This is a genomic window from Chryseobacterium sp. W4I1 (genome assembly GCF_030816115.1).
Classification (GTDB): domain Bacteria; phylum Bacteroidota; class Bacteroidia; order Flavobacteriales; family Weeksellaceae; genus Chryseobacterium.
Window position 1 is genome coordinate 1,928,007 of sequence record NZ_JAUSXQ010000001.1, and the last position, 25,213, is coordinate 1,953,219.

27 protein-coding genes are annotated in these 25,213 nt (G+C 36.0%); 15 read left to right on the top strand and 12 right to left on the bottom strand.

Annotated elements, in window-relative coordinates:
- Positions 1-4: 4 nt before the first annotated feature.
- The 5 genes from QF044_RS08955 to atpB all read right to left on the bottom strand — a co-directional run bounded on the left by QF044_RS08955 (position 5) and on the right by atpB (position 2,907).
- On the bottom strand, positions 5-436 hold the full coding sequence (locus QF044_RS08955; RefSeq protein WP_307266005.1) for a hypothetical protein: 432 nt from the start codon (positions 434-436) through the stop codon (positions 5-7).
- A 1-nt stretch (position 437) separates the two neighbouring features.
- Entirely contained in the window at positions 438-977 is a 540-nt protein-coding gene (atpH, locus tag QF044_RS08960) for an ATP synthase F1 subunit delta (RefSeq protein WP_307266006.1), read from the bottom strand.
- Positions 978-979: 2 nt separating this feature from the next.
- Positions 980-1,477, bottom strand: a complete 498-nt coding sequence (locus QF044_RS08965) for a F0F1 ATP synthase subunit B (protein ID WP_307266007.1) — start codon at positions 1,475-1,477, stop codon at positions 980-982.
- Positions 1,478-1,559: 82 nt separating this feature from the next.
- Positions 1,560-1,751, bottom strand: a complete 192-nt coding sequence (gene atpE, locus QF044_RS08970; protein ID WP_040994829.1) for an ATP synthase F0 subunit C — start codon at positions 1,749-1,751, stop codon at positions 1,560-1,562.
- Between the two features lie 55 nt (positions 1,752-1,806).
- Positions 1,807-2,907 (bottom strand): F0F1 ATP synthase subunit A, encoded by a 1,101-nt coding sequence (gene atpB, locus QF044_RS08975; protein ID WP_307266008.1) that lies wholly within the window; start codon positions 2,905-2,907, stop codon positions 1,807-1,809.
- A gap of 622 nt (positions 2,908-3,529) precedes the next feature.
- Between atpB and ffh the strand changes: the two genes are divergently transcribed.
- On the top strand, positions 3,530-4,891 hold the full coding sequence (ffh, locus tag QF044_RS08980; RefSeq protein WP_307266009.1) for a signal recognition particle protein: 1,362 nt from the start codon (positions 3,530-3,532) through the stop codon (positions 4,889-4,891).
- 48 nt (positions 4,892-4,939) lie between these two features.
- On the opposite strand, the gene QF044_RS08985 is transcribed toward ffh, so the two are convergent.
- From QF044_RS08985 to QF044_RS09005, 5 genes are all read right to left on the bottom strand, one after another.
- Complete coding sequence (locus QF044_RS08985; RefSeq protein WP_307266010.1) at positions 4,940-5,593, bottom strand: porin family protein; 654 nt, start codon at positions 5,591-5,593, stop codon at positions 4,940-4,942.
- A gap of 82 nt (positions 5,594-5,675) precedes the next feature.
- A complete protein-coding gene (locus tag QF044_RS08990; protein ID WP_307266011.1) occupies positions 5,676-6,326 on the bottom strand; it encodes an outer membrane beta-barrel protein in 651 nt (216 codons plus the stop codon).
- A 459-nt stretch (positions 6,327-6,785) separates the two neighbouring features.
- The gene (locus QF044_RS08995; RefSeq protein ID WP_307266012.1) at positions 6,786-7,283 is read right to left on the bottom strand and encodes a hypothetical protein; all 498 of its coding nucleotides are present in this window, start codon (positions 7,281-7,283) and stop codon (positions 6,786-6,788) included.
- A gap of 135 nt (positions 7,284-7,418) precedes the next feature.
- Positions 7,419-8,084 (bottom strand): porin family protein, encoded by a 666-nt coding sequence (locus QF044_RS09000; RefSeq protein ID WP_307266013.1) that lies wholly within the window; start codon positions 8,082-8,084, stop codon positions 7,419-7,421.
- Between the two features lie 119 nt (positions 8,085-8,203).
- Positions 8,204-9,160 (bottom strand): PhoH family protein, encoded by a 957-nt coding sequence (locus QF044_RS09005; protein WP_307266016.1) that lies wholly within the window; start codon positions 9,158-9,160, stop codon positions 8,204-8,206.
- Positions 9,161-9,297: 137 nt separating this feature from the next.
- Between QF044_RS09005 and QF044_RS09010 the strand changes: the two genes are divergently transcribed.
- The 7 genes from QF044_RS09010 to rplI all read left to right on the top strand — a co-directional run bounded on the left by QF044_RS09010 (position 9,298) and on the right by rplI (position 15,125).
- Positions 9,298-10,125 carry an S-adenosyl-l-methionine hydroxide adenosyltransferase family protein gene (locus QF044_RS09010; protein ID WP_307266017.1) on the top strand — a complete coding sequence of 276 codons (828 nt, stop codon included), beginning with the start codon at positions 9,298-9,300 and terminating at the stop codon, positions 10,123-10,125.
- A gap of 63 nt (positions 10,126-10,188) precedes the next feature.
- The gene (locus QF044_RS09015; RefSeq protein ID WP_307266018.1) at positions 10,189-11,508 is read left to right on the top strand and encodes a dihydrolipoamide acetyltransferase family protein; all 1,320 of its coding nucleotides are present in this window, start codon (positions 10,189-10,191) and stop codon (positions 11,506-11,508) included.
- Positions 11,509-11,723: 215 nt separating this feature from the next.
- Entirely contained in the window at positions 11,724-12,086 is a 363-nt protein-coding gene (locus tag QF044_RS09020) for a hypothetical protein (RefSeq protein WP_307266019.1), read from the top strand.
- A 139-nt stretch (positions 12,087-12,225) separates the two neighbouring features.
- Positions 12,226-13,578 (top strand): chloride channel protein, encoded by a 1,353-nt coding sequence (locus QF044_RS09025; RefSeq protein WP_307266020.1) that lies wholly within the window; start codon positions 12,226-12,228, stop codon positions 13,576-13,578.
- A 212-nt stretch (positions 13,579-13,790) separates the two neighbouring features.
- Positions 13,791-14,132, top strand: coding sequence for a 30S ribosomal protein S6 (gene rpsF, locus QF044_RS09030; RefSeq protein WP_034706729.1), 342 nt, complete (start codon positions 13,791-13,793; stop codon positions 14,130-14,132).
- Positions 14,133-14,164: 32 nt separating this feature from the next.
- Positions 14,165-14,467, top strand: a complete 303-nt coding sequence (gene rpsR / locus QF044_RS09035) for a 30S ribosomal protein S18 (RefSeq protein WP_034706728.1) — start codon at positions 14,165-14,167, stop codon at positions 14,465-14,467.
- 139 nt (positions 14,468-14,606) lie between these two features.
- Complete coding sequence (rplI, locus tag QF044_RS09040; RefSeq protein ID WP_307266021.1) at positions 14,607-15,125, top strand: 50S ribosomal protein L9; 519 nt, start codon at positions 14,607-14,609, stop codon at positions 15,123-15,125.
- Between the two features lie 201 nt (positions 15,126-15,326).
- Here the strand turns inward: rplI and QF044_RS09045 are convergent, their stop codons facing one another.
- Complete coding sequence (locus tag QF044_RS09045) at positions 15,327-16,193, bottom strand: AraC family transcriptional regulator (protein ID WP_307266022.1); 867 nt, start codon at positions 16,191-16,193, stop codon at positions 15,327-15,329.
- Positions 16,194-16,348: 155 nt separating this feature from the next.
- Between QF044_RS09045 and QF044_RS09050 the strand changes: the two genes are divergently transcribed.
- From QF044_RS09050 to QF044_RS09065, 4 genes are all read left to right on the top strand, one after another.
- Positions 16,349-17,605 carry a TolC family protein gene (locus QF044_RS09050; protein ID WP_307266023.1) on the top strand — a complete coding sequence of 419 codons (1,257 nt, stop codon included), beginning with the start codon at positions 16,349-16,351 and terminating at the stop codon, positions 17,603-17,605.
- A 5-nt stretch (positions 17,606-17,610) separates the two neighbouring features.
- Positions 17,611-18,657 (top strand): HlyD family secretion protein, encoded by a 1,047-nt coding sequence (locus tag QF044_RS09055; RefSeq protein ID WP_307266024.1) that lies wholly within the window; start codon positions 17,611-17,613, stop codon positions 18,655-18,657.
- Between the two features lie 301 nt (positions 18,658-18,958).
- Entirely contained in the window at positions 18,959-20,521 is a 1,563-nt protein-coding gene (locus QF044_RS09060; RefSeq protein ID WP_307266025.1) for a hypothetical protein, read from the top strand.
- A gap of 42 nt (positions 20,522-20,563) precedes the next feature.
- A complete protein-coding gene (locus tag QF044_RS09065; protein WP_307271974.1) occupies positions 20,564-21,925 on the top strand; it encodes an aldehyde dehydrogenase in 1,362 nt (453 codons plus the stop codon).
- A gap of 33 nt (positions 21,926-21,958) precedes the next feature.
- Here the strand turns inward: QF044_RS09065 and QF044_RS09070 are convergent, their stop codons facing one another.
- Positions 21,959-22,531 (bottom strand): thioredoxin family protein, encoded by a 573-nt coding sequence (locus tag QF044_RS09070; RefSeq protein WP_307266026.1) that lies wholly within the window; start codon positions 22,529-22,531, stop codon positions 21,959-21,961.
- Positions 22,532-22,611: 80 nt separating this feature from the next.
- Here QF044_RS09070 and QF044_RS09075 point away from each other — a divergent pair, with 80 nt between their 5' ends.
- The 3 genes from QF044_RS09075 (at position 22,612) to QF044_RS09085 (ending at position 25,206) form a co-directional block, all read left to right on the top strand.
- A complete protein-coding gene (locus QF044_RS09075; RefSeq protein ID WP_307266027.1) occupies positions 22,612-23,496 on the top strand; it encodes a lysophospholipid acyltransferase family protein in 885 nt (294 codons plus the stop codon).
- Positions 23,497-23,502: 6 nt separating this feature from the next.
- The gene (locus QF044_RS09080; RefSeq protein ID WP_307266028.1) at positions 23,503-24,480 is read left to right on the top strand and encodes a glycosyltransferase family 2 protein; all 978 of its coding nucleotides are present in this window, start codon (positions 23,503-23,505) and stop codon (positions 24,478-24,480) included.
- A gap of 168 nt (positions 24,481-24,648) precedes the next feature.
- Positions 24,649-25,206, top strand: a complete 558-nt coding sequence (locus tag QF044_RS09085; protein ID WP_307266029.1) for a 3'-5' exonuclease — start codon at positions 24,649-24,651, stop codon at positions 25,204-25,206.
- The last annotated feature ends 7 nt before the right edge of the window (positions 25,207-25,213 follow it).

Here is a 25,213-nt window from a genome sequence, read left to right on the forward strand (position 1 = left end):
TGTCTTATTTAAAAAGTTTAATTTTTAGATCTTCGTTAGAATATTTAGCTATAAACAAATCAATTTTTGATTCATCGGCATTTCCGTTTTCATCAAATATACCTGACTTGTAAATATTTTTAATTATATCTTTATCTGATAAATCTGTAACAAGTTCTTTATTATTTTTCAAAAATCTTACTGTATAAATTATTTTAGTCCAGTAAGGAGATTCGTTGGGATAAATAGGAGGTGTCTTACGTACTTCATAGGTAGACCCCAGTACAGAAACAATTCCATTATCCTTTGTGTCAGACAGGATAAAATTATAATTATTGTTTTCAATATGATAGGTTTCTTTATCATCAATAAACACTTTATCTTTCTTAATTTTCACTTTTTGTCCAAAAGCTAAACAAGAAAAAACAAGCATTGATATGTATAAACCCTTTTTCATATTAGTTTAACTGAAAATCTTTTTTAACCAGGTTCAATTTTGTCTTTACAGATGCATCTACCTGCTGATCACCTACTCTTAGAATGTAACCTCCTAAAATTTCAGGCTTCACATTTACCTTTAGGTCAAAGTTTGTACCTGCATTTACAAGATTGGTAGATCTTAGGATCTGATCAAGGTTTTCTTTAGAAAGCTGGGTTGCCGTAGTAAGAGTAATTCTCTGTACTCCGTTGATATCCTCTACTTTGTTGATGAATTCCTGAGCGATATTTTTCAGCTGGTTTTCACGTCCGTGCTTGATCACTAATCTGATCAGGTTTTGTGAAGACACTGAAAAACTTGTAAAGATCTGGTCTGCTACCTCTATTTTCTTTTTTGCATCAATGTAAGGCGTAAGGAAGAACTTGTTCAGATCTACAGATTGAGACATGATCTTCACTACATCTTTCATTTCAGAAAATACAGCAGCTGTCTGGCCTGATTCATTGGTGAAGTCAAGCAATCCTTGTGCGTATCTTTTAGCTACTTTAGATGTAAGCATTCTTAGTTAAGGTTAGATTTGTTTAAATAATTTTGAACTAATTCGTTTTGAGCTTCGTTGTTATCCAACTTCTGCTTAAGGATAGATTCAGCAATGTTTACAGATAAAGCACCGATTTGAGTTTTGATGTCTGCCATGGCAGCATTTTTCTCAGCAAGGATTGTTTGCTTAGCTGATTCGATCATTTTGTCTCCTTCATTTTTAGCAGCATCTTTAGCCTCACCTACGATTCTATCTTTAATTTCTCTAGCTTCTTTAAGGATAGCATCTCTTTCGATTTTAGCTTCACGAATAATTCTTTCGTTGTCCTCTTTTAGAGTCTCCATTTCTTTTCTTGCTAATTTAGCCTGATTAAGAGCATCAACAATAGAAGTTTCTCTGTCATTGATCGATTTTAAAATAGGTTTCCAAGCAAATTTGCCTAACAAAAATAATAATGCTAGAAAAATAACAGACTGGATAATAAATAATCCTGATGAAAACTGGTGAATTAATTCCATTATATAAATGTATAAATAATTATTACTTTTTTAAATTAACATTGCTGCAGCCAACCGCTGCAACAATGTTTTTTTTGTTTGGTTATGATGCGAATAACGCAGCAAATGCAACACCTTCAACTAGTGCAGCTGCAATAAGCATAGCAGTTTGGATTTTTCCAGATTGCTCAGGCTGTCTAGCGATAGCTTCAAGAGCCGCAGCTCCGATTTTACCAAGGCCAATACCAACACCTAGTACGATAAGACCTCCACCAATGATTCTAGGGATTTCCATAATAAATATAATTTAAAAAATTGTTTTAATATTTTAAGTTTTTAAGCTTCTTTAATTAGTGAGCAGCGTGATGTTCGTGCTCATGCTCTTCTACAGCCATTCCAATAAACAGAGCAGATAGCATAGTAAATATATAAGCCTGAAGGAATGCCACTAATACTTCAAGTATATAAATTACCAATGTTAAGAATGGAAACGCCACTCCTGCAATCCAGCTTTTGAAAATATAAATTGAACCAATCAGCGTCATTACTACGATGTGTCCCGCTGTCATGTTAGCAAAAAGACGAATCATCAATGCGAAAGGCTTAGTAATTGTTCCTAATAATTCGATTGGCAACATAATGAACTTCATTGGAACCGGAACTCCTGGCATCCAGAAAATATGTTTCCAATAATCTTTATTAGCAGAGAATGTTGTAATTAAATAAGTAAGGATTGCAAGGAAGAATGTCATGGTAATATTACCTGTAACATTGATTCCGAAAGGCATTAAACCTAAAACATTTAAAAGCAAGATAAAGAAAAACACAGTTAATAAATAACCCATAAATCTTTTATACTTATGTCCTATGTTCGGAATAGCAATCTCGTCTCTTACAAAGATAATTAATGGCTCTAAAAATCTTGCAGCTCCTGTAGGAACAACAGACTTTTTATATGATCTTGCCATTCCTGTAAATAACACAAGCATTACAAGCGCAACTAAGAAAATAATAAGCACACTTTTAGTAATTGAAAGATCCAAAGGCTTCTCATTTGTAGGATGACCATCTTTATCAAGAGTTAAAGTTCCAGCTGCATCTGTTTTATAAATTTTCTCGTGGTGCAGCTTGTAGTAAGAACCATCAACTTCAGTTGTTTCCCCATGCATAAAGCCTTCTTTACCGTTGCTCATGAAAGCATGAAAGCCATTATCATAAAAAATAACAGGTAGAGGAAAACCAATGTGGTGACCTTCCTTATCTACCATCAATGTAAAGTCATGAGCATCCAACAAGTGATGATTGATGAACTCCTTGTTTTCTTTACTTACTTTGTCTTTTTCTGAAAGCTCTTGAGCAGGAGCTGTTCCAGTAGTAGCCTCACCGTGCTGGGCAGATACTAAGTTTAATACAAAAATACTGTAGAATAAAACTGCGAATTTCTTAAACATTGATAGGTTTTTTTCGTTGTGCAAAAATATAATAATTTTTCTAGTTTCAATAAATAATTTTACTGTTTTTTATCATGATTAATCAGCTTGATTGCATAGTACGTAAGCAGCGTTGTCAGGACAAAATAAGGGATGATAAAATGAAATTTATAGCCTGGAATCACTTCAAAGTTCAATTTCTTCCTGATTAAGTACATCAAGCCGAATTTTAAAAGGATCAGGCCAATCACAGCCAAGCCTAAAAATTGTGGTACTACTCTATTAATTAAAATAACCAATGTAATCATCAACATAAACATGACACTTAAAAAAAGATAAAATTTAACAATAATAATCTCATCTAAGTGAAAAACAAATTTCCAAAGGGAAAAATGAATCAAAAATGTTAAAAAAAATAATACCGTAACCAGGATATTAGGATTTACTTTCATTATAAACTTGTTTTTGAACCTTGTCAACACCAAGGTTTATTTTAACTGATCGCAAAAATAGACTTTTTCTATCGTATATCCTTATGATTTGATTTTTATCATTTTTTCTATATATATAATATTACGTATCGTAAGACTTTGGATATGCCCAAAAATTCCTTATTTTTGCAAACCTATAATTTACAATACATATGTTTAATAGTTTACAGGATAAATTAGACAAGGCTCTACATAATATTTCCGGACGCGGAAAAATCACAGAGATCAACGTAGCGGAAACCGTAAAGGAAATCCGTAGAGCGCTGGTAGATGCTGACGTTAACTATAAAGTTGCAAAAGATCTTACCAAAAGAGTTCAGGATAAAGCCTTAGGACAGAACGTTCTTACTTCCCTTACTCCGGGACAGCTGATGACGAAGATCGTTCATGACGAATTGGTAGATTTGATGGGAGGCTCTCAGGAAGGAATCAATCTTTCGGGAAAACCTTCTGTAATCCTTATTGCAGGTCTTCAGGGTTCGGGTAAAACCACTTTCTCCGGAAAACTGGCTCATTATTTAAAAACAAAAAGAACTAAAAAGCCTTTATTGGTAGCTTGTGACGTTTATCGTCCGGCAGCAATTGACCAGCTTAAAGTACTGGGTGGCCAGATTGGAGTTCCGGTATTTACTGAAGAAGGCTCCACAAATCCTTCTACTATTGCTGAAAACGCAATCGCTTTTGCAAAGACAAACGGTCATGATGTAGTGATTGTCGATACGGCAGGACGTCTTGCGATTGACGAGCAAATGATGAACGAGATCAAATCGGTACATTATTTCATTAAACCTAACGAAACTTTATTCGTAGTAGACTCCATGACGGGTCAGGATGCTGTAAATACGGCAAAAGCATTCAATGAGGCCTTAAATTTTGACGGTGTTGTTCTTACTAAACTAGACGGTGATACAAGAGGGGGTGCTGCTTTAACGATCCGTTCTGTAGTGGAGAAACCGATCAAGTTCATCTCTACCGGTGAGAAAATGGAAGCTTTGGATCTTTTCTATCCGGAAAGGATGGCAGACAGAATCCTGGGAATGGGAGACGTTGTTTCCTTAGTAGAAAGAGCTCAAGAGCAGTTTGATGAAGAAGAAGCTAAAAAACTTCACAAGAAAATTGCTAAAAACGAATTCGGTTTTGATGATTTCCTGAAGCAGATCAACCAGATCAAGAAGATGGGTAATATGAAAGATTTGATGGGGATGATTCCGGGAGTTGGAAAAGCAATCAAGGATGTTGAAATCAGTGATGATGCATTCAAACATATTGAAGCTATTATTTATTCTATGACTCCGGACGAGAGAAGAAGACCTTCTATCATTAATTCTCAGAGAAAACAGAGAATTGCAAAAGGAGCAGGAAGAAAGATTGAAGATGTGAATCAGCTGATGAAACAGTTTGATCAGATGGGAAAAATGATGAAGATGATGCAGGGACCACAGGGAAAACAGATGATGCAGATGATGAGCAAAATGCCAAACATGCCGGGAATGGGCGGAATGATGGGCAAATAATATTACTTAAAATAAAGAAAACTCTCAGAATTTCTGAGAGTTTTTGTTTTATTTGAATTTGTATCCTAATCCGATCTGGAAGAAATTCATCTTCAGTTTTTCGTCGTTCACAGGATCTTTAATCATATTCGTTAGTCCGAAACTGTAACGGGCATCTACAAATAATCCTTTGTATACGTTATAATCTGCCCCTAAAACCAAACCGAATTCAGCAGACTTAAGGTTATCATCAAATGTCTTTTCCAGGAATTGCTCGCCTTCATTTACAGCCTGTGAATTTGCCATTCCTCCTGATACGTCAATATTTACTTTCGTGTTTGTTCTAAAACTCACAAAAGGTCCTGCGTATACCCCAAGTTCAGGAGTAGCATAATATCTTGCAGTTACAGGAACTACAATTCTGTTGAAATTGAATTTTTCTGTAACGGTAACTCCCATTGTTGAAACTTCAGCTTTTCCACCCAGATTTGCGTACTGAACTTCTCCCTGTACGGCAAATTTATTATTGAATTGATGTTCTACCAAAGCGCCTACATAGAAACCTGATTTAGATTTCAAACCTCCGCTTACCCCCTCAAATGCATCAAGATCGTCATTTGAATTTAGTTTTGATAATGCATATCCTGCTTTTACACCGAATTTTGTCTGTGCATTGATTCCTGCGCAAAAAGCAAGAGCTGATGCTAATAAGATTTTTTTCATGATTATTTTTTTAAAATTGTTTTTAAAGATAAAAAAGCCCTAAAATAATTAGGGCTTCTATGTTTACAAATGTGTTTGTTAATTACTTAGCAAATACATATTTAACTCCGAAATTTACAGCTGATAAGTTCAAACCGAACTTGTAGTTGTTTACACTTTTAGCACCATCAGTATCAAATTTAGAAGTGTTGTATCCAAATTCACCAATAGTAGCTTCAATGCTCCAGTTTTTGTTCAAGAAATAATCCAAACCTGGCTTAACGTTAACTCCGATTGAAGTATAGTTAGCTTTTGTAGATGTAGAAGCAGTAGTAGTTGTACCACCGATAGTTGTAGTTGAAGTACCTTCTTCTTTAACTTGACCAAACTCCATTGGAACTTCTAATTGACCGAAGATATATAATTTGTCAGCAATAGTCCAGTATTTTCTTACGAATGGAGCTACAACAAATGCAGATTCAGTATTTTTAACTTCAGAAACAATCAGAGAATTATTTGTAGTTTCTGTAGTTTTGTCACTTTTATAACCAACACCTAAACCAACAGCTAAGTTAGTTCCTACAAAATATCCTACAGTTGGAAGAACTTTAAAGCTTTCAACTTTAGAATCGTCATTATTGTTCTCTTTTTGAGAATAACCTACTTGTCCTGAAATATAAGTTGTTCCTTTTGCAATCTGAGCATTAGATAAACCGAAAAGTGCTACAGCACCAGCTAATACTAATTTTTTCATTTTATAATAATTTTAATACTTTCTGAGGGCAAATTTACAGTGGGTTCTGCGAATATTAAAATTTGTTAATGTGATTAATATCATTGATGAACATTGAGTTTTTTCGGAAATAAAATGCAGCAATAACGACATTTTGATTATTTCACAATATTTAGAATCAAAAAACTACAATTTATCAACAGGAGCGAAATATACTTAACTTTTTAAATTTAACGTTTTTTACAAATTTCTAATTATATAGTCATTATTATTAATCTTTACATCTTAAAACGTTAATATTTAAGGAATTAGTCTTAAAATTAAACATTTATTTATAAATTGAGATAATTATTCTCCTCTCCTTTATTAAACATACTGATCTATCTAAAATATCCTATCGGATCAGATATTTATTTAAGATAATATATACAAAAACTCCGGCCAAAAAGCCGGAGTCCAGTGTATTATTTTATGATCTTTTTATTTCAGGAAGAAATTGTAGCCAATATTTACTGCTCCAACATTCCAGCTTACTCTGTAAGGTCCAAAATCACGCTTGTTACTGATCGTCTGATATCCTAAATAAAGTTCACCTTTAGACATTTGGTATCCAAATTTAGGCTGAGCGTAGAAACCACCGTCTACTCCATCTTTTGTGGAAATTCCGTATCCAAGGTCTAAACCTACAAAAATAGGCGCTCCAGAAAATCTGTATTTTCCGGAAACTGCTACAGGAATAAATCCGAAATCATCAAAATTATCTTTTCCGAAGAAATGAGAATATCCAGTGGTAACCCCAAGATCCAATCCTTTTGTAATATTCCACATGTAGGCAGCATCCACTCCTAATGTAAACGAAGAAGCATCACCAGCATCACCAACAGGAATACCAATATGTCCACCTAATTTAAACCCTTCCTGCGCTTGTGCCGCACCACCTAATAGCGCAAAAGCACCTAGTAAAAATAGTTTTTTCATTATTTTAAATAGTTTGATTGATACCACAAAATTACTAATTATTTTATTATTAACATAAAATTAACAATGCACATTTACAATAACAAAAAAACGGGACAAAATTGCCCCGCTGTATTTTTATAAGTTCTTAAAGAATTAGTTTCCTCCGAATTTAAAACCAACACCTACCTGAAGGAAGCTGTTAGTCAGTTTTCCGTCTCCGGAATCCTTAGCTAAATTAGAAACTCCCATATTGTATCTTGCATCAAAGAACAAGCCGTTTTCCAATGCATATTCTGCACCAAGGAAAGGAGCTATATTTAATGTATTTGTCTGATCTTTGATATCTCTTTCATCATCCGCAGAAATTTCAAATCCAGGAATCATTCCTAATCCAAGATCTGCTACCGTCTTCGTTTTTGCAGAAATAATAAGTCCGAAACTTGCCCCTGCAGAAACTGATAAGGCTTCAGTAATAAAGTATTTAGCAGAAACCGGAATTAAAATAGTTCCGAAAGTCGTTTTATTCTTAATATTAAAGAATGTACCTGCATCGTCCTCATCTTCTACTCTTTCATTAATCTTACCTCCTAGTGGTGAGTATAAAACTTCCCCCTGAAGAGCAAATTTATCACTTAGCTTATGCTCTACTAAAGCACCTGCATAAAAAGTGTGTGAAGGATCTGTACTTTCAGAATTCCCTCCGTCTTTAAATTTCAAAGTAGAAAGTGAGTAACCGGCTTTAACCCCGAATCTTGTTTCTTGAGCGCTGAGATTTGCGCTTACAACAGCCGCTGCTGCAATAAGTAGAATTTTTTTCATGATTTTCTTTTAGTTCGGCCACAAAACTAAGCCTTTTTTTCAAAATACCAAATTTTCATGAAATTAATTCTCACAAGAAAGAAGTTCTCTGCTACTTATTTATAATCAGGAATAAAAGTTTAATCTTTCAGTCTCTTATCTTCCTCGTTATACGCTAAAATAATCTTCTTTACAACAGGATGTCTTACAACATCTTCTTCTGTAAGGTGTACAAATCCGATTTCTTTAACATCTTTTAAAATTCTCATGGCTTCTTTCAAACCCGACTGTTGTTTTGGCGGTAAATCGATCTGAGTCGGGTCACCTGTAATAATGAACTTTGCATTCATTCCCATTCTGGTGAGAAACATTTTCATCTGAGCATGTGTTGTATTTTGAGCTTCATCAAGAATTACAAAGGCATCATCCAGTGTACGTCCTCTCATAAAGGCAAGCGGAGCCACTTCAATAACCTTTTTCTCCATAAAACCTTCGAGTTTTTCATGAGGGATCATATCTCTTAAGGCATCGTAAAGAGGCTGTAAATAAGGATCCAGCTTTTCCTTCAGGTCTCCGGGAAGAAATCCTAAACTCTCCCCTGCTTCCACGGCTGGTCTTGTCAGTACAATTCTCTTAACCTCTTTATCTCTCAAAGCTCTGGCAGCCAAAGCCACACTCGTATATGTTTTCCCAGTTCCCGCAGGTCCGATGGCAAAAACCATATCTTTTTTCTCCGTTTCTTTAACCAGTCTTTTAAGGTTGGTTGTTTTGGCTTTGATGATCTTGCCATTGACTCCTTTTACAATAATATCCTGATCGAAAATCAGATGTTTTTCATTCTCATCCTTGATATTAAGGACATTTTCAACATCTTTCAGAGCAATAGAATTGTTTTCAGAGATGAATTTTACAATATCATCCAGTTTTAGTTTAAATATATCCAAAGCCTCCTGATTACCCATCGCAAAGATAAAATGATCTCTTCCGGTGATCTTAAGCGTAGGAAAGCTTGATTTTAATAGATTGAAATATTGATTATTAACGCCATAGAAGGTCTTTACATCGACATCTTCCAAATCATATGTTAATTCGAACATGCAGTACTTTATTTTTATTAGATTTTAAAATTAAAGCTTTTTTTCAAATTTAGATCAATTCTTTTCTACAATCTTTCGGGCTTTCTTTTTATTTTAAATAACTTTGCAGTAAACACTATTTATTCTACCATCAATTCATGTCAATTATTACCCTTACTTCGGATTTCGGAAATTTAGATTACAGAGTAGCCGCTGTGAAAGGCAAGATTCTGTCTCTAAATCCGGAGGTAAATATTGTTGATATAACCCATGATATCCCGGCATTCAATCTTATACAGACCTCTTATATTGTTCGGAATGCATATAAATATTTCCCTAAAGGTACTATTCACATCCTGTCTGTAGACAGTTTTTACCATAGATCCAGAAAAAATATACTTTACAAAGCAGACGGCTATTATTTTCTGGCAGCCGATAACGGCCTTTTAAGCCTTCTGTTTTTTGATATAAAACCTGAAGCTATTTACGAGATCACTTTAAACAGCCGTTTTGATGATGTAGTCAACTTTACGTCAACCGATGTTTTTGTTCCTGCAGCTGTGCATCTGGCCAACGGTGGGCTTCCGGAAGTTATAGGAAGGAAAATAGATCATGTAAAACAGCTTTTGTTTCCAAAACCGGTTTTCAATGAATCTGAAAAGATGATCATTGGCGAAGTAACCTATATTGATAATTTCGGAAATATAATCTCAAATATCAGTAAAGACTTTTTTGAAAGCAGTGGTAAAGGCAATGAAGGTTTTACTATAAAATTCAGAAATTTAACACTTTCAAGAGTATTTTCAAGTCATACGGAAGTAGTTTCTGACTGGGACAGGGAAACAGAATTCCACGGACAGTCTGCAGCGATCTTCAATGACAGTCAGCTATTGGAGCTTACCATTTATAAAGGAAGCAAGAAAAACGGGGCTAAAAGCCTGTTTGGGCTCAATGTAGGCGAGAATATTTACGTTGAATTCGTCTAAGATTATATATTTCATAAAAAAACCGATTTTTTTTATATATTTGTCAAAATCTAAAAATTAAAAATGGCAGAATACAAATTATTGCTTCCTTCCATGGGAGAAGGTGTTATGGAAGCGACAATTATCACTTGGTTATTTAATGAAGGTGATAATGTAAAAGAGGATGATTCCGTAGTAGAAATTGCAACAGATAAGGTAGATTCAGACGTTCCGACACCAGTTTCGGGGAAAATTGTAAAGATCCTGAAACAGAAGGACGAAGTTGCTAAAGTGGGTGAAGCCATTGCTATTTTAGAAATTGAAGGAGAAGGCGGAAATACAGCTTCTGAAGAAGTGAAAACTGAAACTCCTGCTTCATCTCCGGATGCCGATACATTAAAAGCCATCGAAGAGCCTCTAAACCCTACGGCTACTTCACATGTAGAATTTTCAGGAGACCTTTACCTATCACCTCTTGTAAAATCTATTGCTCAGCAGGAAAACATTTCTGAAACTGAACTGAAATCTATTAAAGGAAGCGGTTTAGAAGGAAGAATTACAAAAGAAGATATATTAGCCTACGTTTCCAGTAGAGGAAACCAACCGGCTCAACAAGCGGTTTCTACACAAGCAGCAGCTCCTGTAGCCGCAAAAACTCCGGTTTCAGCACCAGCTTCTACCGTTTCTGTGGCAGCAGGTGACGAGATCATCCCGATGGACAGAATGAGGAAGATCATTGCTGAAAACATGGTGAAAGCAAAACAAATTGCTCCACACGTGACCTCTTTCATTGAAACAGACGTTACCAACGTTGTAAAATGGAGAAACAAGCATAAAGATATCTTCGAAAAACGTGAGGGCGAAAAACTTACTTTCATGCCGATTTTCGTGAAAGCTATTGTGAAAGCTATTCAGGATTTCCCAATGATCAATGTTTCTTTAAATGGGGACAACATTATTAAAAAGAAAAACATCAATATCGGTATGGCAACTGCTTTACCAGATGGAAACCTAATCGTTCCAGTTATTAAAAATGCTGACCAATTGTCACTTTCAGGTCTTGCAAAAGCTATTAACGATTTGGCTTACAGAGCAAGAAATAAAAAACTAAGACCGGAAGATACTCAGGGAGCAACGTATACGATCTCTAATGTAGGAAGCTTCGGAAACCTTATGGGTACGCCAATTATTCCTCAACCTCAGGTGGCAATTATAGCAATCGGAGCGATCGTTAAAAAACCTGCAGTTCTTGAAACTAAAGATGGTGATGTAATTGCTATCCGTCAGCTGATGTTTATGTCTCACTCTTATGACCACAGAGTGGTAGATGGATCTTTAGGCGGAATGATGCTGAAACATGTTCACGATTATCTTCAGAACTGGGATCTGAATACAGAAATATAACAACATTAACCAATAATCTAAATAAGGATGAAAAACGCAACATTACTTGCTATAATTTCTCTTGGAGCTATTATCCTAATAGATCTTATTCAGATTATTATGAGTTTTTTCGATTTCTATTCGATGAACTTATTTAGATTATTTGGTGTTTTGAACCTGATTGCTTTTATTGGTTTAGTACCATTCTTTGTGACCTTATACAATAAGCAGAAAGAATGAATTCCGAACTGAGAGAGCTGTTCGAGATCAAACAGGACGACGGCAAAAAAAAGATCAGTAAACCTGATCCAGGTGATCAAAATGTAAAAAAACACATCACGAATCGTCTTGCTGTTTTTATACTTGGCACAATCTGTTTTGTTATTGCAATAAATACAGGAAAGGGCAGCTGGGAAGAAGTGGCATTCCTTATATTTATGGCGATATTTCATGCGATCTGGCTACTTTTCATTATCATTGAAGCAGTGGTTCTGCAGAGCAAGAAGAAGTTTGCCTTAAGGAATATTAACCTTATTTTTATCCTTATTCTATTATTAACTTACTTTATCAGCGGTATTTTCCTTTTTGGATTTGCCTGATATTTTATCAATACAATATAGAAAGCTTCCTGTGGGAAGCTTTTTTCTTTTCCGTATCTCAACTTTGTATCTTTCTTGAACATAATTTTTAAATACCATCTAATTTTTATATTTTTCAGATAAATTTCAAAGTCCACAAATGCTGAAAATTTTCTTTCTTCTCCAAAAAGGCCTTAAAAAGTCTTTTGATAACATCCGCAATGAGCAGCTGAAAAACAATCTGCTGCAGGCGATTCCTTTCTGGATAGGATCTGTGATCACAGGTTTCTTTGCGGTCATGTATGCCAAAGTATTTGCCTGGGGAGAGCATCTGCTGAATTTTATTATGAATTGGCATGCCTGGATGATCTTTATCATTGCCCCAATAGGTTTTGTCTTTTCGTGGTGGCTGGTAAAAGAATTTGCCCCGTATGCCAAAGGCAGCGGTATACCACAGGTAATGGCAGCTGTAGAACTGGCCAATCCAAAGGAACATACTAAGATCAGAAGTCTTCTCAGTTTAAAAATTATCATTTTTAAGATCTTGTCATCCGTTATTTTGGTTATTGGAGGCGGAGCTGTCGGACGTGAAGGACCCACCATCCAGATTGCCGGTTCTGTATTCAGAAAAGTAAATGAGTACCTTCCTCACTGGTGGCCGAAAATATCAAAGAAAAACATGATTATGACGGGTGCAGCAGCTGGCCTTGCAGCAGCATTTAATACCCCTTTGGGTGGAATCGTGTTTGCTGTAGAGGAGCTTTCTAAAACCCACATTAATTATTTCAAGACGGCTTTATTTACCGCAGTAATCATTGCGGGTTTAACGGCTCAAACTTTAGCAGGATCATATTTATACTTAGGATATCCAAAAACGAATGATGTTTCTTTAATGGTGATGTTTCCTATTATTCTTGTTGCCGGAATTGCCGGAATCCTTGCCAGTCAGCTTTCCGTAACCATGCTCAAGATGAATGACTGGAAGAAAAGAAAACTTAAAACTGATAAGGCGAATGTTATTTTCCTGATATTATGTGCCCTATTGATTGCTTCTATTGCTTATTTCATCAACAGGGAAATCCTTGGATCCGGAAAAGAAATTATGGAAAGGGTTCTTTTTACCAGGGATAAGCATGAAGATTGGTATGTTCCGGTGTTAAGGATGCTTGGCCCTGCCCTTTCTTTCACTTCAGGAGGTGCGGGTGGGATTTTTGCTCCTGCCCTTTCAGCCGGTGCGAGCATAGGATCTGTCATTTCCGGAGCGATTCATTTAACGCCTAATGAAACCAATGTAGTTGTTCTTGCAGGAATGGTCGCTTTTCTTACCGGAATTACCAGAGCTCCCTTTACATCTGCTATTATTGTACTGGAAATGACGGACAGACATTCATTGATATTTCATCTGATGCTGGCAGGAATGGTTTCTTCCATTGCTTCTATTCTGGTGAGCAGACATTCTTTATATGATGTGATTAAAGTAAATTTCCTGACTGAAATCAGAGATAAGGATTAACTATTGCTAGTTTCTGGTTACCCGTTTGAATTACAAAACAAAGTAGCAGTGATTTGAAAATGCTCCTTTTTGAGTTTTAAAGACCCGCTTTGAATTAAAAGACTATCAATCAGCAACCGACAACTGGCAACTATTTCCCCGTAACTATTGCATATTATAAATATATTCTCTAATTTTGCACCTCGAAATAATTAACAAATTCATTTAACATTATGAACAATTACGAAACTGTTTTCATTTTAACTCCCGTTCTATCTGACGCTCAGGTAGAGGAAGCAGTGAAAAAATTTGAAGATCTTTTAAAAGAAAAGAACTGTGAAATCGTTGCCAAAGAGAACTGGGGATTAAAAAAACTAGCTTATCCGATTCAATTAAAAAAGAACGGATTCTACACTTTAATCGAGTTTAAAGGGGAAGGTACTGTAGTTGCTGATTTAGAATTAGCATTCAAACGTGACGAAAGAGTAATCCGTTACCTGACTACAAAACTTGACAAGCATGCTGTTGAGTACGCTGTAACTAGAAGAACTAAAATCAAAGCGGCTAGAGCTTAATTATTAACCCTATTTTTTAAAAAAGACAAGACATGGCAATAGACGAAATGGCTAAACAAGCCTCAGCTGGAGGAGAATCAGAAGTAAAATTCCTTACTCCACTTGACATCAATACAAAATCTGAAAAGAAATATTGTAGATTCAAAAAATACGGAATTAAGCACGTTGATTACAAAGACGCTGACTTCTTATTACAGTTCGTAAACGAGCAAGGTAAAATCTTACCAAGAAGATACACTGGAACTTCTTTAAAATATCAAAGAAAAGTTTCTGCTGCTATCAAAAGAGCAAGACACCTTTCTTTACTACCTTACGTAGCTGACTTATTGAAATAAGACAAAAAAATAAATAAAAGAAGAGGGCAACCTCTTCTTTTGTTGCTGAATAAATAATTTAATTCTAACGATTTTTAGATAAAAGATAAAGACATATCATCTTGATTCTTCACTCTAAAACTAAAAACGGACAACAACAATGGACATTATTCTAAAAAAAGACGTAGAAAACTTAGGTCTTGAATTCGATACAGTAAGCGTAAAGCCAGGTTATGCTAGAAACTTCTTACTTCCTCAAGGAATTGCACTTTTAGCGACTCCTAAAAACAAAGCAGCTCTAGAAGCTACTTTAGAAGCTAGAAAAGAAGAAGAAGCTAAATTAATCGCTGCTGCTAACGGTGTAGTAGATCAATTAAAGAAAACTTCTATCACTATTCCTGCAAAAGTAGGTTCTGGTGACAAGTTATTCGGATCTATCAACAATGCAGATCTTTCTGCTGCTCTTGCTAAAGCTGGAGTTTCTGTTGAGAAGAAATACATCAAAATTCCAGGAAACACTATTAAGAGAACTGGTAAAGTAACTGCAAACATCAGATTACACAGAAATGTTGAGTACAACTTCGAATTCGACATCGTATCTGACGCTCCGGTAGAAGCTCCTAAGCCAGCTGCTCCTAAAGCTAAAGTAGTAGAAGAAACTCCTTCTGAAGAAGCTTAAGATTCTAAAGAGATTTTCTCAAATATATAAACCACTTCTTTTGAAGTGGTTTTTTTGTTTATGAAAAGCTTAATCCCGCTATCCACTCATACTCCTCGCGCAGCCGCTTAGCCAACGTTTACTGCGGGTAACCGTTTCTATCGGGGCTAAGATAGTAGTCAAAAAAATGGGTGACTGAGGCTCCGAAGTCACCAATACAATCTACTCTCCCCCTCTCAATTTCTGCTGATACTCACTAGGCGGCACTCCGATTACTTTTTTAAAGATATTACTGAAGGAAGACAGGCTATTGTAGCCTACCATCATGGCTATTTCGTACATGTTGTATTTCCCTTCCAGCATTAATTCTAATGAACGTGTGATCCTTAATGCACGCAAAAAACGAACGTAGTTCATGCCTAAAATCTCTTTAAATTTCCGGGAAAGGGTTCTCGTGCTCATTCCGAATTCTTTCGCTGTAGATTCAATTGTCAATGGCTTTTCCAGATTGTCATGGATATACTTTGCGATCCTCAGAAGAGTTTCATCTTTTGGAAATGGGTGCTGTACCGGGAATGCCAGCTTTTTATCTCTTTTTTCCGGGAGAATTCCTTTTAAAGCTTTAAGAAAATAATATTTAGAACCGTCATTTTTTGTGATTTTCCCATCCCAGTCTTTAGTGTATAAAATCATTTCCCTGAGAAGATGACTGACAGAATAGATATTAATTTCATCAAAAAAGCCATTTTCATTTTCTTCTTTTTTGAAATAAAAATTATAAAGATCTACCTTGGGACTGGTCGAAAACAGATAATGCGGTGTTCCAGCCGGAATCCACATAAAACATCTTGCGGGAAGATACCAATGCTTGAGGTCTGTAAAAACATGAACAATTCCTCCCTCTGCGTAGACTAACTGGGCAGAACTGTGATGGTGAACATCTGTTGTGACATCTCCTGTGAGCACATTGTACACATAAAATTCAGCATCATCATCTTCTACTGCTTTAAAATGACTGTCATTCATCAAATAAAGGTATGAAGAAAATTCTGAATTGGCGTAAATGAGCAAATCTTTTTCTGTTTTCACAAATCAGCTCCGACTGTGTGCGCCGTAACTTTGCAACATTAAAATCAATCTAGCAAAAATTCTTTAATTAAATTATGAATATGATATTTAACGCTTGCGCATATCAGTGCATGGCGTTGTGCTTACTGCTTAGCGGCAGTTTTTTACACTCACAGATGATCGATTATCAGCATCTTGGCCTTCAACAGGCAATAGAGACCGGTTTAAAAAACAACAAAAACATTCAGATCAGTCATTTAAAACAGGAAATGGCGGTCACTAAAGAGAAGGATCTTGCAATGGAAAAACTTCCGGATGTTGAGTTCCACACAAGTTACAACCAGATAACCAATCTTTTCCAGCATCAGAACGGCTTTTTCAATAAAGCCACAAAGTATGATGTTATCAATGGAATGTACGATTTTACACTGTCGGCGTCCATTCCGGTGTATATGGGTGGGAAAATTAAAAATACAGAGAAAAAAGCAGCCATTGACACTGAAATCTCCACATTGAGAACCCATCTGGATGAAAGACAACTGAAAATGGAGATCATTACAGCCTTTCTGCAGATCCATCATTTAAAAGAGCAGCAGAGCCTTATTGATGATAAAATGAAGGAAGACTCTGTTAATATCAAACAGGTAAAATCTTTAAAAGCGAATGGCGTTGTCACTGTAAATGAAGTTCTAAGAACGTCTTTACAGCTTTCCAATCATAAAATGAGCTGGACGGAACTGGATAATGACATCCAGATTGCGGAACATCAGCTGAAAACTATTCTTTCTCTTCCTGAAAACCAGGAAATGCATGTGGATACAGAAGATCTGATCTCAGACAAGGCATCAGTTCCTTATATCGATGAATTAACGGAAACTGCTTTAAATAAAAATGAATCTGTTGATATGACGCATAAAAATCTTTCATTAAAAGTATTAGATCAGAAAATCACGAAAGCAAATTATTTACCGAAAATTACAGCTGGCGGAGAATATTTCATCAAGTACCCGAATATGATGTTTTTCCCTCCCGAGCCTTATGCCTACCGTTTGGGAATGCTGGGTATAAATCTTACCTATCCTATCGAAAACCTGTATAAAAACAAGTACAAAATGCAGGAAGCCAGGGAAAATATTGACCTGGCAAAACTTCAGATTGAGGAAAACGAAGAGAAAGTAAGACACAGCGTGTACGAAGCCTACAAAAAGTTTGAAGAAACCGATCAGAAAGTAAAAATCGCCGAAGAAGCAATTGGCCAGGCCAAAGAAAACTACCGTATTGTAAAAACAAAATACGCCAATAAACTAAGCCTTATCACGGAACTCATCGATGCAGATAATGCTTATCTGGAGGCAGAATCCAATCTTATCTCTGTAAAAATAAACCGACAACTAAAATATTACCAACTCCAGTACACGATTGGAAACTTATAAAAACTATGGCAAAGAAACAACTGACACAAAAGGAAAAAAGAATCAACAAAACGATCACGCTGCTGGCCTGGATCCTGATCATCAGCGGCATCACGGGAATGGTAAGTTTCTATCTATTCTCAAGAAAAAATGTTACTACAAATGATGCGCAGATCGAGCAGTATATCACCCCTGTTTCCAGTAAAGTTTCCGGATTTATCAAAACTATAAGGTTTGAGGAAAATCAGTTTGTTCATGAAGGGGACACACTGATCGTAATAGACAACAGGGAATTCGTCAATCAGGTGAAAATGGCTGAGGCAGGACTTCATGCAAATGCTGAAAATATTACCACTATACAAAGCAGCGTCAATACAAAGGAAAGCGATACAAAAATCATCGATGCCAAAATTGCTTCCGCAAAAATTGATATATGGAGAACGGAACAGGATTTTAAAAGATATAAAAACCTGGTTTCTGAAGATGCAGCAACGGAACAGCAGTTTGAAAACGTACAGGCTTCTTATGAACAGGCAAAAGCCAACCTTTTAGCTTTGGAACAGCAGAAAAATGCAGTAAGAGCAGGTGCCAGCGAACAGCAAACTAAAATTGCACCGGTCAAAAGCCAGATCCAGCAGAGTTCTGCAGGCCTGAATAATGCTCAACTTTTTCTTTCCTATACTGTAATTACTGCCCCCTATGACGGCTGGGTCGGGAAAAAGACCATCCAGGAAGGACAGCTGATCAAAGAAGGTCAGGCGCTTGTACAGATTGTGAGCAAAGAAAAATGGATCATTGCCAATTATAAAGAAACTCAACTCGGACAGATAGACTCAAAACAGGAAGTTACGATCACGGCAGATGCTTATCCTGACATTAAATTTAAAGGAAAAGTAGTTTCGGTTTCGCCTGCTTCAGGTTCTCAGTTTTCATTGGTAAAACCGGATAATGCAACAGGAAATTTTGTCAAAATCGAACAGAGATTCCCAGTAAAAATTATTCTGGACAACAATCAACATAACGAAAAACTGCTTTCCGGAATGAATGTTCTGGTAAGCGCAAAAAAGATATAGTGTGAATGTTTTGAGTTAGAAAGTGTGAGGGTGTGAACCTATTAGAATCGAGAGATATGAATGAAGAAGTTACTTTAATAATCACACCAGCGCATTTTCAAATCATACATCATAAAAATTGCCAGATTAGATTATTTAGCGGAAAGACATAACTGCAGAGACAAACTATCGTTTATACTTTAGTATTTGTCATTTTACCTTTTACTCTTTTTACAACCTGTGCTTTTGTCTTTTCGCATTTTATTTCTCAAAAAACATATACATACATCTTCTATACAAATGATTACACTTACAGATCCTTATGCAGCATAATACAGTTTATCATAAATGGGTTCCCCAGTGGCTGAAACTGCCACTTCTGGTGCTGGCCTTATTTCCACACCTGATGTTGTTATCCATTTTGCACTCCAACAGTGCCTTCACCTCTTCTTTTATGGATGTAGATTCGGATGACATTCAGTATTTAATGATTTTGATGTACGGAACCTTTGTGGTCACCTTGTTGGTTATACAGCGTTTTATGGCTTATTTCAGCGTGAAATATTACATTCTTCTGATGTCCTCCATTTCTGTGATCATTCTTTATGCTTTATCGGTAACCAATAATTATCAGGTTATTCTGGTTATACGCTTTCTGGAAGGTATTTTCGGGCTTATGGAAGGTGCGATCTTCCTTCCACTGATCATTGCTGAGTTAAAAACAAAGCATGCAAAAGTAATCGCTTATCTTTTCATGTATACGATCATGTTGACCGGTGGAACTGTCACCACATCATTACTGAAATCCAGCATTGAAAACTATGATTTCCAGCACATGATTTTAATGATGGTGTACTTTCACATTTTTGTCCTTATCATCGGGATTGCTCTGTTCAATACCAACAGATTTTTTCCTAAGATGCCTCTTTACCAGTTAGACATTACAAGCTGGTTCCTGTTGTGGGCAAGTCTTCAGTCTGGAGGTTATGCCATTATTTATGGGAAAAGACTGATGTGGTTTGAGTCTGACACCATTATTCTGTGCCTTTTTATTTTCCTTCTCTCAGGAGGATTATTTATGCTTAAACAGAGAAACTCCAAAAGACCGATCTTTCATTTTGAAGTATTCAGCTCAAAAAATGTTGTTGCCGGAATGATCCTGTTCTTTATTTTTTATCTCATCCGCTCGGGATTGAATAATGTGTACAGTATTATGGCAATTGTCTGGAAATGGCCCTGGGATTATATTGTGAATATTCAATACTGGAATGTAGCCGGGACTTTGCTGGGTGTGGTGCTTTCCGGAATATGTCTGATGAAAGGTGTTTCCTCAAGAATGGTATTCTTTACAGGGTTTCTGTTGCTGGCGGTAGATTGTGCATGGTTTACTTATACTTTTTATCCTGATACTACCCTTTCTACGATCTGCCCACCTCTTTTTCTTCAGGGAATTGCCCAGGGATTGCTGTTTACCCCTTTGGTTTTCTTTTTAATCTCGGGAATGCCGGAGCAATATGTTGCCAATGCTACAGCCTTAGGAACTACCACCCGATTCTGGACCACAGCCATTGGGTATGCTTTGATGCAGAATCTGATGTTGTTTTTAACATTAAAACATTCTGATACTTTAAGCTTTAATTTAACGGATACAAATCCCATTTTCTACAGCCAGTGGAATCAGATTTTTGGCAGTAATTTATCTAAACTTCCCGTCAATGAATCCTTATTCATTACGGCAGGTGCTTTTAAAGCTAAAATAACAGCGCAGTCCATTCTCCTTTCCAATATGGAAATTTTCACCGGATTATTCTGGCTGGCATTAATTACAGCGTTTGCTTTACTGCTGTATCATCCCGTAAAAATTGCGGTGAGAAATATTATGTGATTTTAGGCCGAAAATTTGCTGTACTTCATGAAATTTGATTTTATGGAAATTCAGGAAGTTGTCTCCAGTCAGAAAGCATTTTTCAAAACCCATCAGACAAAGAATATCAAGTTCAGAAAAATGTATCTTGAAAAACTGCGGGATCTTATTATAAAAAATGAAGATCTCATGTGTGAAGCTATTCACCAGGATTTTGGCAAGTCTAAATTTGATACTTTTACCACAGAACTTTCTTTTGTTCTGAATGATATTGATTATTATCTTAAAAATATAAACTCACTTTCAAAATCTAAAAGTGTAAGAACCAATCTATCCACCCAGATTGGGAAAAGCAGTATCCATCCGGAACCTTTAGGCTGTGTTTTGGTTATCGGTGCATGGAATTATCCTTATCAACTATCACTTTCTCCCATGATTGCTGCATTAGCAGCCGGAAACTGCTGTATTTTAAAGCCAAGCGAAATTGCAGAAAATACCATGAAAGTGATGTCAAAACTTATCAATGAGAACTTTCCTCCCGAATACCTGTATGTTTATGAAGGTGGTATTGATGAGACTACGGAACTTTTAAAACTAAAATTTGACAAAATATTTTTCACCGGTAGCACAAAAGTTGGAAAGTTCATTTATAAAGCTGCTGCAGAACATTTAACGCCCGTTGTTCTTGAATTGGGTGGAAAATCTCCTGCTATTGTCACCAAAGATGCAGATCTTGAAATAGCTGCCAAGAGAATCGTATGGGGCAAATTTTTAAATGCCGGACAAACCTGCGTAGCTCCAGATTATCTGCTTGTTGAAGAATCAATACATGAGCAGTTTTTGGAAATGGTGAGAAAATATATAACAGAATTTCAATACAGCCCGGATGCTGAACACTATACAAGAATTATCAACCGTAGAAATTTCGACAGACTCCTGAAACTTATCGATAAGGAGAAAATCTATTTTGGTGGAAATTCGGATGAAAATAAATTATATATAGAGCCTACTCTTCTGAATAATATAAGCTGGGAAGATGATATCATGCAGGAAGAAATTTTCGGTCCCATACTTCCGGTCATTGGTTTTACAAATTTCAATCTGGTTTTAAACAGTATTTTGGAGCAGGAAAAACCACTTGCTGCTTATCTTTTCACAAGGAATTCTGAGGAAAAAGAAGCTTTCACCGCAAAACTTTCTTTCGGTGGCGGATGTATCAATGACGTCATTATGCATTTGGGCAACGACAGGCTTCCATTTGGAGGAGTTGGAGCTTCCGGTATGGGAAATTACCATGGAAAATATGGCTTTGAGGCTTTTTCCCATCAAAAATCTATTCTGGAAAAAGCGACCTGGGGTGAACCTAATATCAAATATCCTCCGTATTCTGAAAAAAAATTAAGCTGGATCAGGAAACTGTTGTAAATAAAAAACCGGGAATTTTTCCCGGTTTTACTTTTATGACTTAGGAGCCCATTGATTAAAGAACTCTTGTACTTTTTCCTTACTGTATCCTTTTCCTTCTTCAAGAACTGAACTGTCTTTTAAGACATGAACTATTTTTCCGTTTTGATCTAAAACAATGAAAAAAGGATAACCCACCTTTTCATTAATATCTATATACTTAGCAAAAACTTTTTCATTCTTATTATCCGGCGAATAATTCAGGTGATAATATAAATAGTTTTTATTTACGGTTTCCTTCAATTCTGGAGTACTCTGTACAAAATTATTAAAACGGAGACACCAGATACACCAGTTTCCACCAGCTTGTATCATAATGTTCTTTCCTTCTTTTTTAGCCTGAGCAATCAGTTTATTGATATCAGCTTCGGCATTGGCTTTCGGATCATAAGGTTTAGGAAGTTTTGACTTTTCCTCACCTGCTTTCTTCTTCGCATCCAGTTCTGCATGATCGGTTTTTACCAGCAAAGCATTATCTTTTTTTCTTGCTTCCGGCTGATTTTTGGTTTCCTGGGCAAAAGCAAGTACGCTTAATCCCAAAAAGGCTATGATCGACAATTTTTTCATAACATAAAAATAAAAAAAATATTACTTATTGCAAGCAAAAATAGAACCATAATTTTATTATCACTAAATTTGCATGTTTTATGAATTTCCTAATCAAAATATTATATTTCATTTCTAAGCTTCCGCTCAAAGTATTGTATATTTTTTCGGACGTTATCTTTTTCCTAAATTATTTTCTGGTAGGATATAGAAAGAAAGTGATCACACAAAATTTAAAAAACTCTTTTCCTGAAAAATCGGATGAAGAGATTAGAATAATAAGAAAGAAATTTTATCTTAATTTTTCTGACTATCTTGTAGAAACCATTAAATCTTTCAGTATTTCTGAAACCGAATCAAGGGTCAGAATGCAGCACATCAACCAGGAAGTCTTCCATGATGCTAAAGCAGAAGGTAAAAATATTATTATGCTGGCTGGCCATGTTTTCAATTGGGAGTGGATGAATGCTTTCGCAAAAATTATTCCCCAGAAACACTGTCATCCGGTATACAGAAAGGTCAACAACGACTTCTGGGAAAACCAAATGAAGATCGTAAGAAACAAATTCGGAAATGAAGCTCTGGAGGCCAATGAAGTGATCATGAATATCTTCAGGTCTAAAAATGACGGGGAATCAGCTTATATGTTTGTAGCAGATCAAACTCCGCATGTAGCTCATGTTAATTACGGATTAGAATTTCTAAATCAAAAAACTCCGGCTTTTATAGGCTATGATAAGCTGGCAACCAGAATGGATCTTGCTTTTATTTACTGCGAAATGAAGAAAGTAAAACGGGGCTATTACCAGGTAAATTATCACAGAATTTATCCGGATGGTGAAAAGTTTACAGAACATGAAGTCGTAAGAAAATTCCACAAGCTTCTGGAAAATACTTTACATAAGCACCCGGACAATTATCTCTGGTCACACAGAAAGTGGAAATACCAGGATTCCATCAAAACTTTTGATGCTGCCAAAATATAAATTCAGATGTCTAAAAAATTAGCAGTTGCCATCTTAAACTGGAACGGTAAAAACTGGCTTGAGAAATTTCTTCCAGATGTTGTCTGCTTTTCTCAGGAGGCGGATATTTATGTGATCGACAATGGTTCTACCGATGATTCTGTAGAATTTCTGGGAATTCATTTTCCTACGGTAAAAATTATTCAAAACAGTCAGAATTACGGTTTTGCGGGCGGATATAATGAAGGTTTAAAGGAGATCAAAAATGAATTCTATTGTCTTCTCAACTCTGATGTAGAAGTTACCGCGAACTGGATCAGTCCCGTATTGGATTTACTAGAGAATAATCCTTCCATCGCAGCTGTACAGCCTAAGATTCTTTCTTTCAATAATAAAAAATATTTTGAATTTGCCGGAGCTGCCGGCGGGTTTATTGATAATTTAGGTTATCCATACTGCCGAGGACGTATCTTTGATGATCTGGAGGAAGATAGAGGGCAATATGATGATGAAACAGAGATTTTCTGGGCTTCAGGGTGTTGTTTTTTTATCCGTTCAAAAGATTTTTGGGAACAAAATGGCTTTGATGAAAGATTCTTTGCCCATCAGGAAGAAATAGATCTCTGCTGGAGACTGATCAATTCAGGAAGAAAAATTTTCTACACCGGAAAATCTAAAGTTTATCATGTAGGCGGCGGAACTCTGAATAAGCAAAGTGCTCAGAAGACCTATCTGAATATCAGGAATAATCTTTCGATGATGCTGAAAAACCTTCCATTTCCAAGACTGATCTGGCTGATTTTTTTCAGACTTTGCCTGGATGGAATTGCGGGAATTTATTTTGCCTTTAAAAATGGTTTTCCTCATTTATGGGCTGTTGTAAGGGCACATTTCGGATTTTATGCCCAGCTACCCGGAACATGGAAATTGCGCCAAAAAGATCAGAAAGTTCACTTCTACCAATCAAAATGGTTGATCTTTAAGCATTTTTTAGGTGGAAAATAGCTCACCTTTAAAGAAAGGATTTATATTTATCCAACGAATAAAGAGTAAATTATATCTTTTATATTCAAAAAAATAATAACTTACATCTAATTCGCTTTAAATTGTATATTTAAAGCGAACAACTAAAAATATTCATCATTCATAAACTTAAACTCATCAGTATTTACAATGGATTTCTGCGCAATAGATTTTGAAACGGCAACTCACGAAAAAAATTCGGCCTGCGAAATGGGTATCTGCATTGTTCAGGATTCTAAAATCGTAGAAACCAAGACCTGGCTGATTAAACCGCCGAGCTTTCCTTATTTCAGCAGATTTAATATTGATATCCATGGAATAAAACCGGAAGATGTAAAGGATGCTCCTACTTTTGATGAGATCTGGTATGAAGCTGAAGAAATGATGTACGGATCACTGATGATTGCCCACAATGCAAGCTTTGATGCAGGGGTTTTAAGAGGATGTTTTGAGCATTATGGCATGTTTGCTCCCAATCTGAATTATCTTTGTAGTATTCAATTAGCCAAAAAATCATGGAATTATCTACCAAAATACGGATTGAAACATTTGGCAGAACATCACCAGATCAGTCTAAATCATCATAGGGCCGGAGACGATGCTGAAGCCTGTGCCAAAATTTCACTCCTGGCTTTTGAAAAATTGATCATGACTGAAAATTACGAAATTCATGAATCATTTTTAAATAAATATATTAAAAAGCTATAACTAAAGA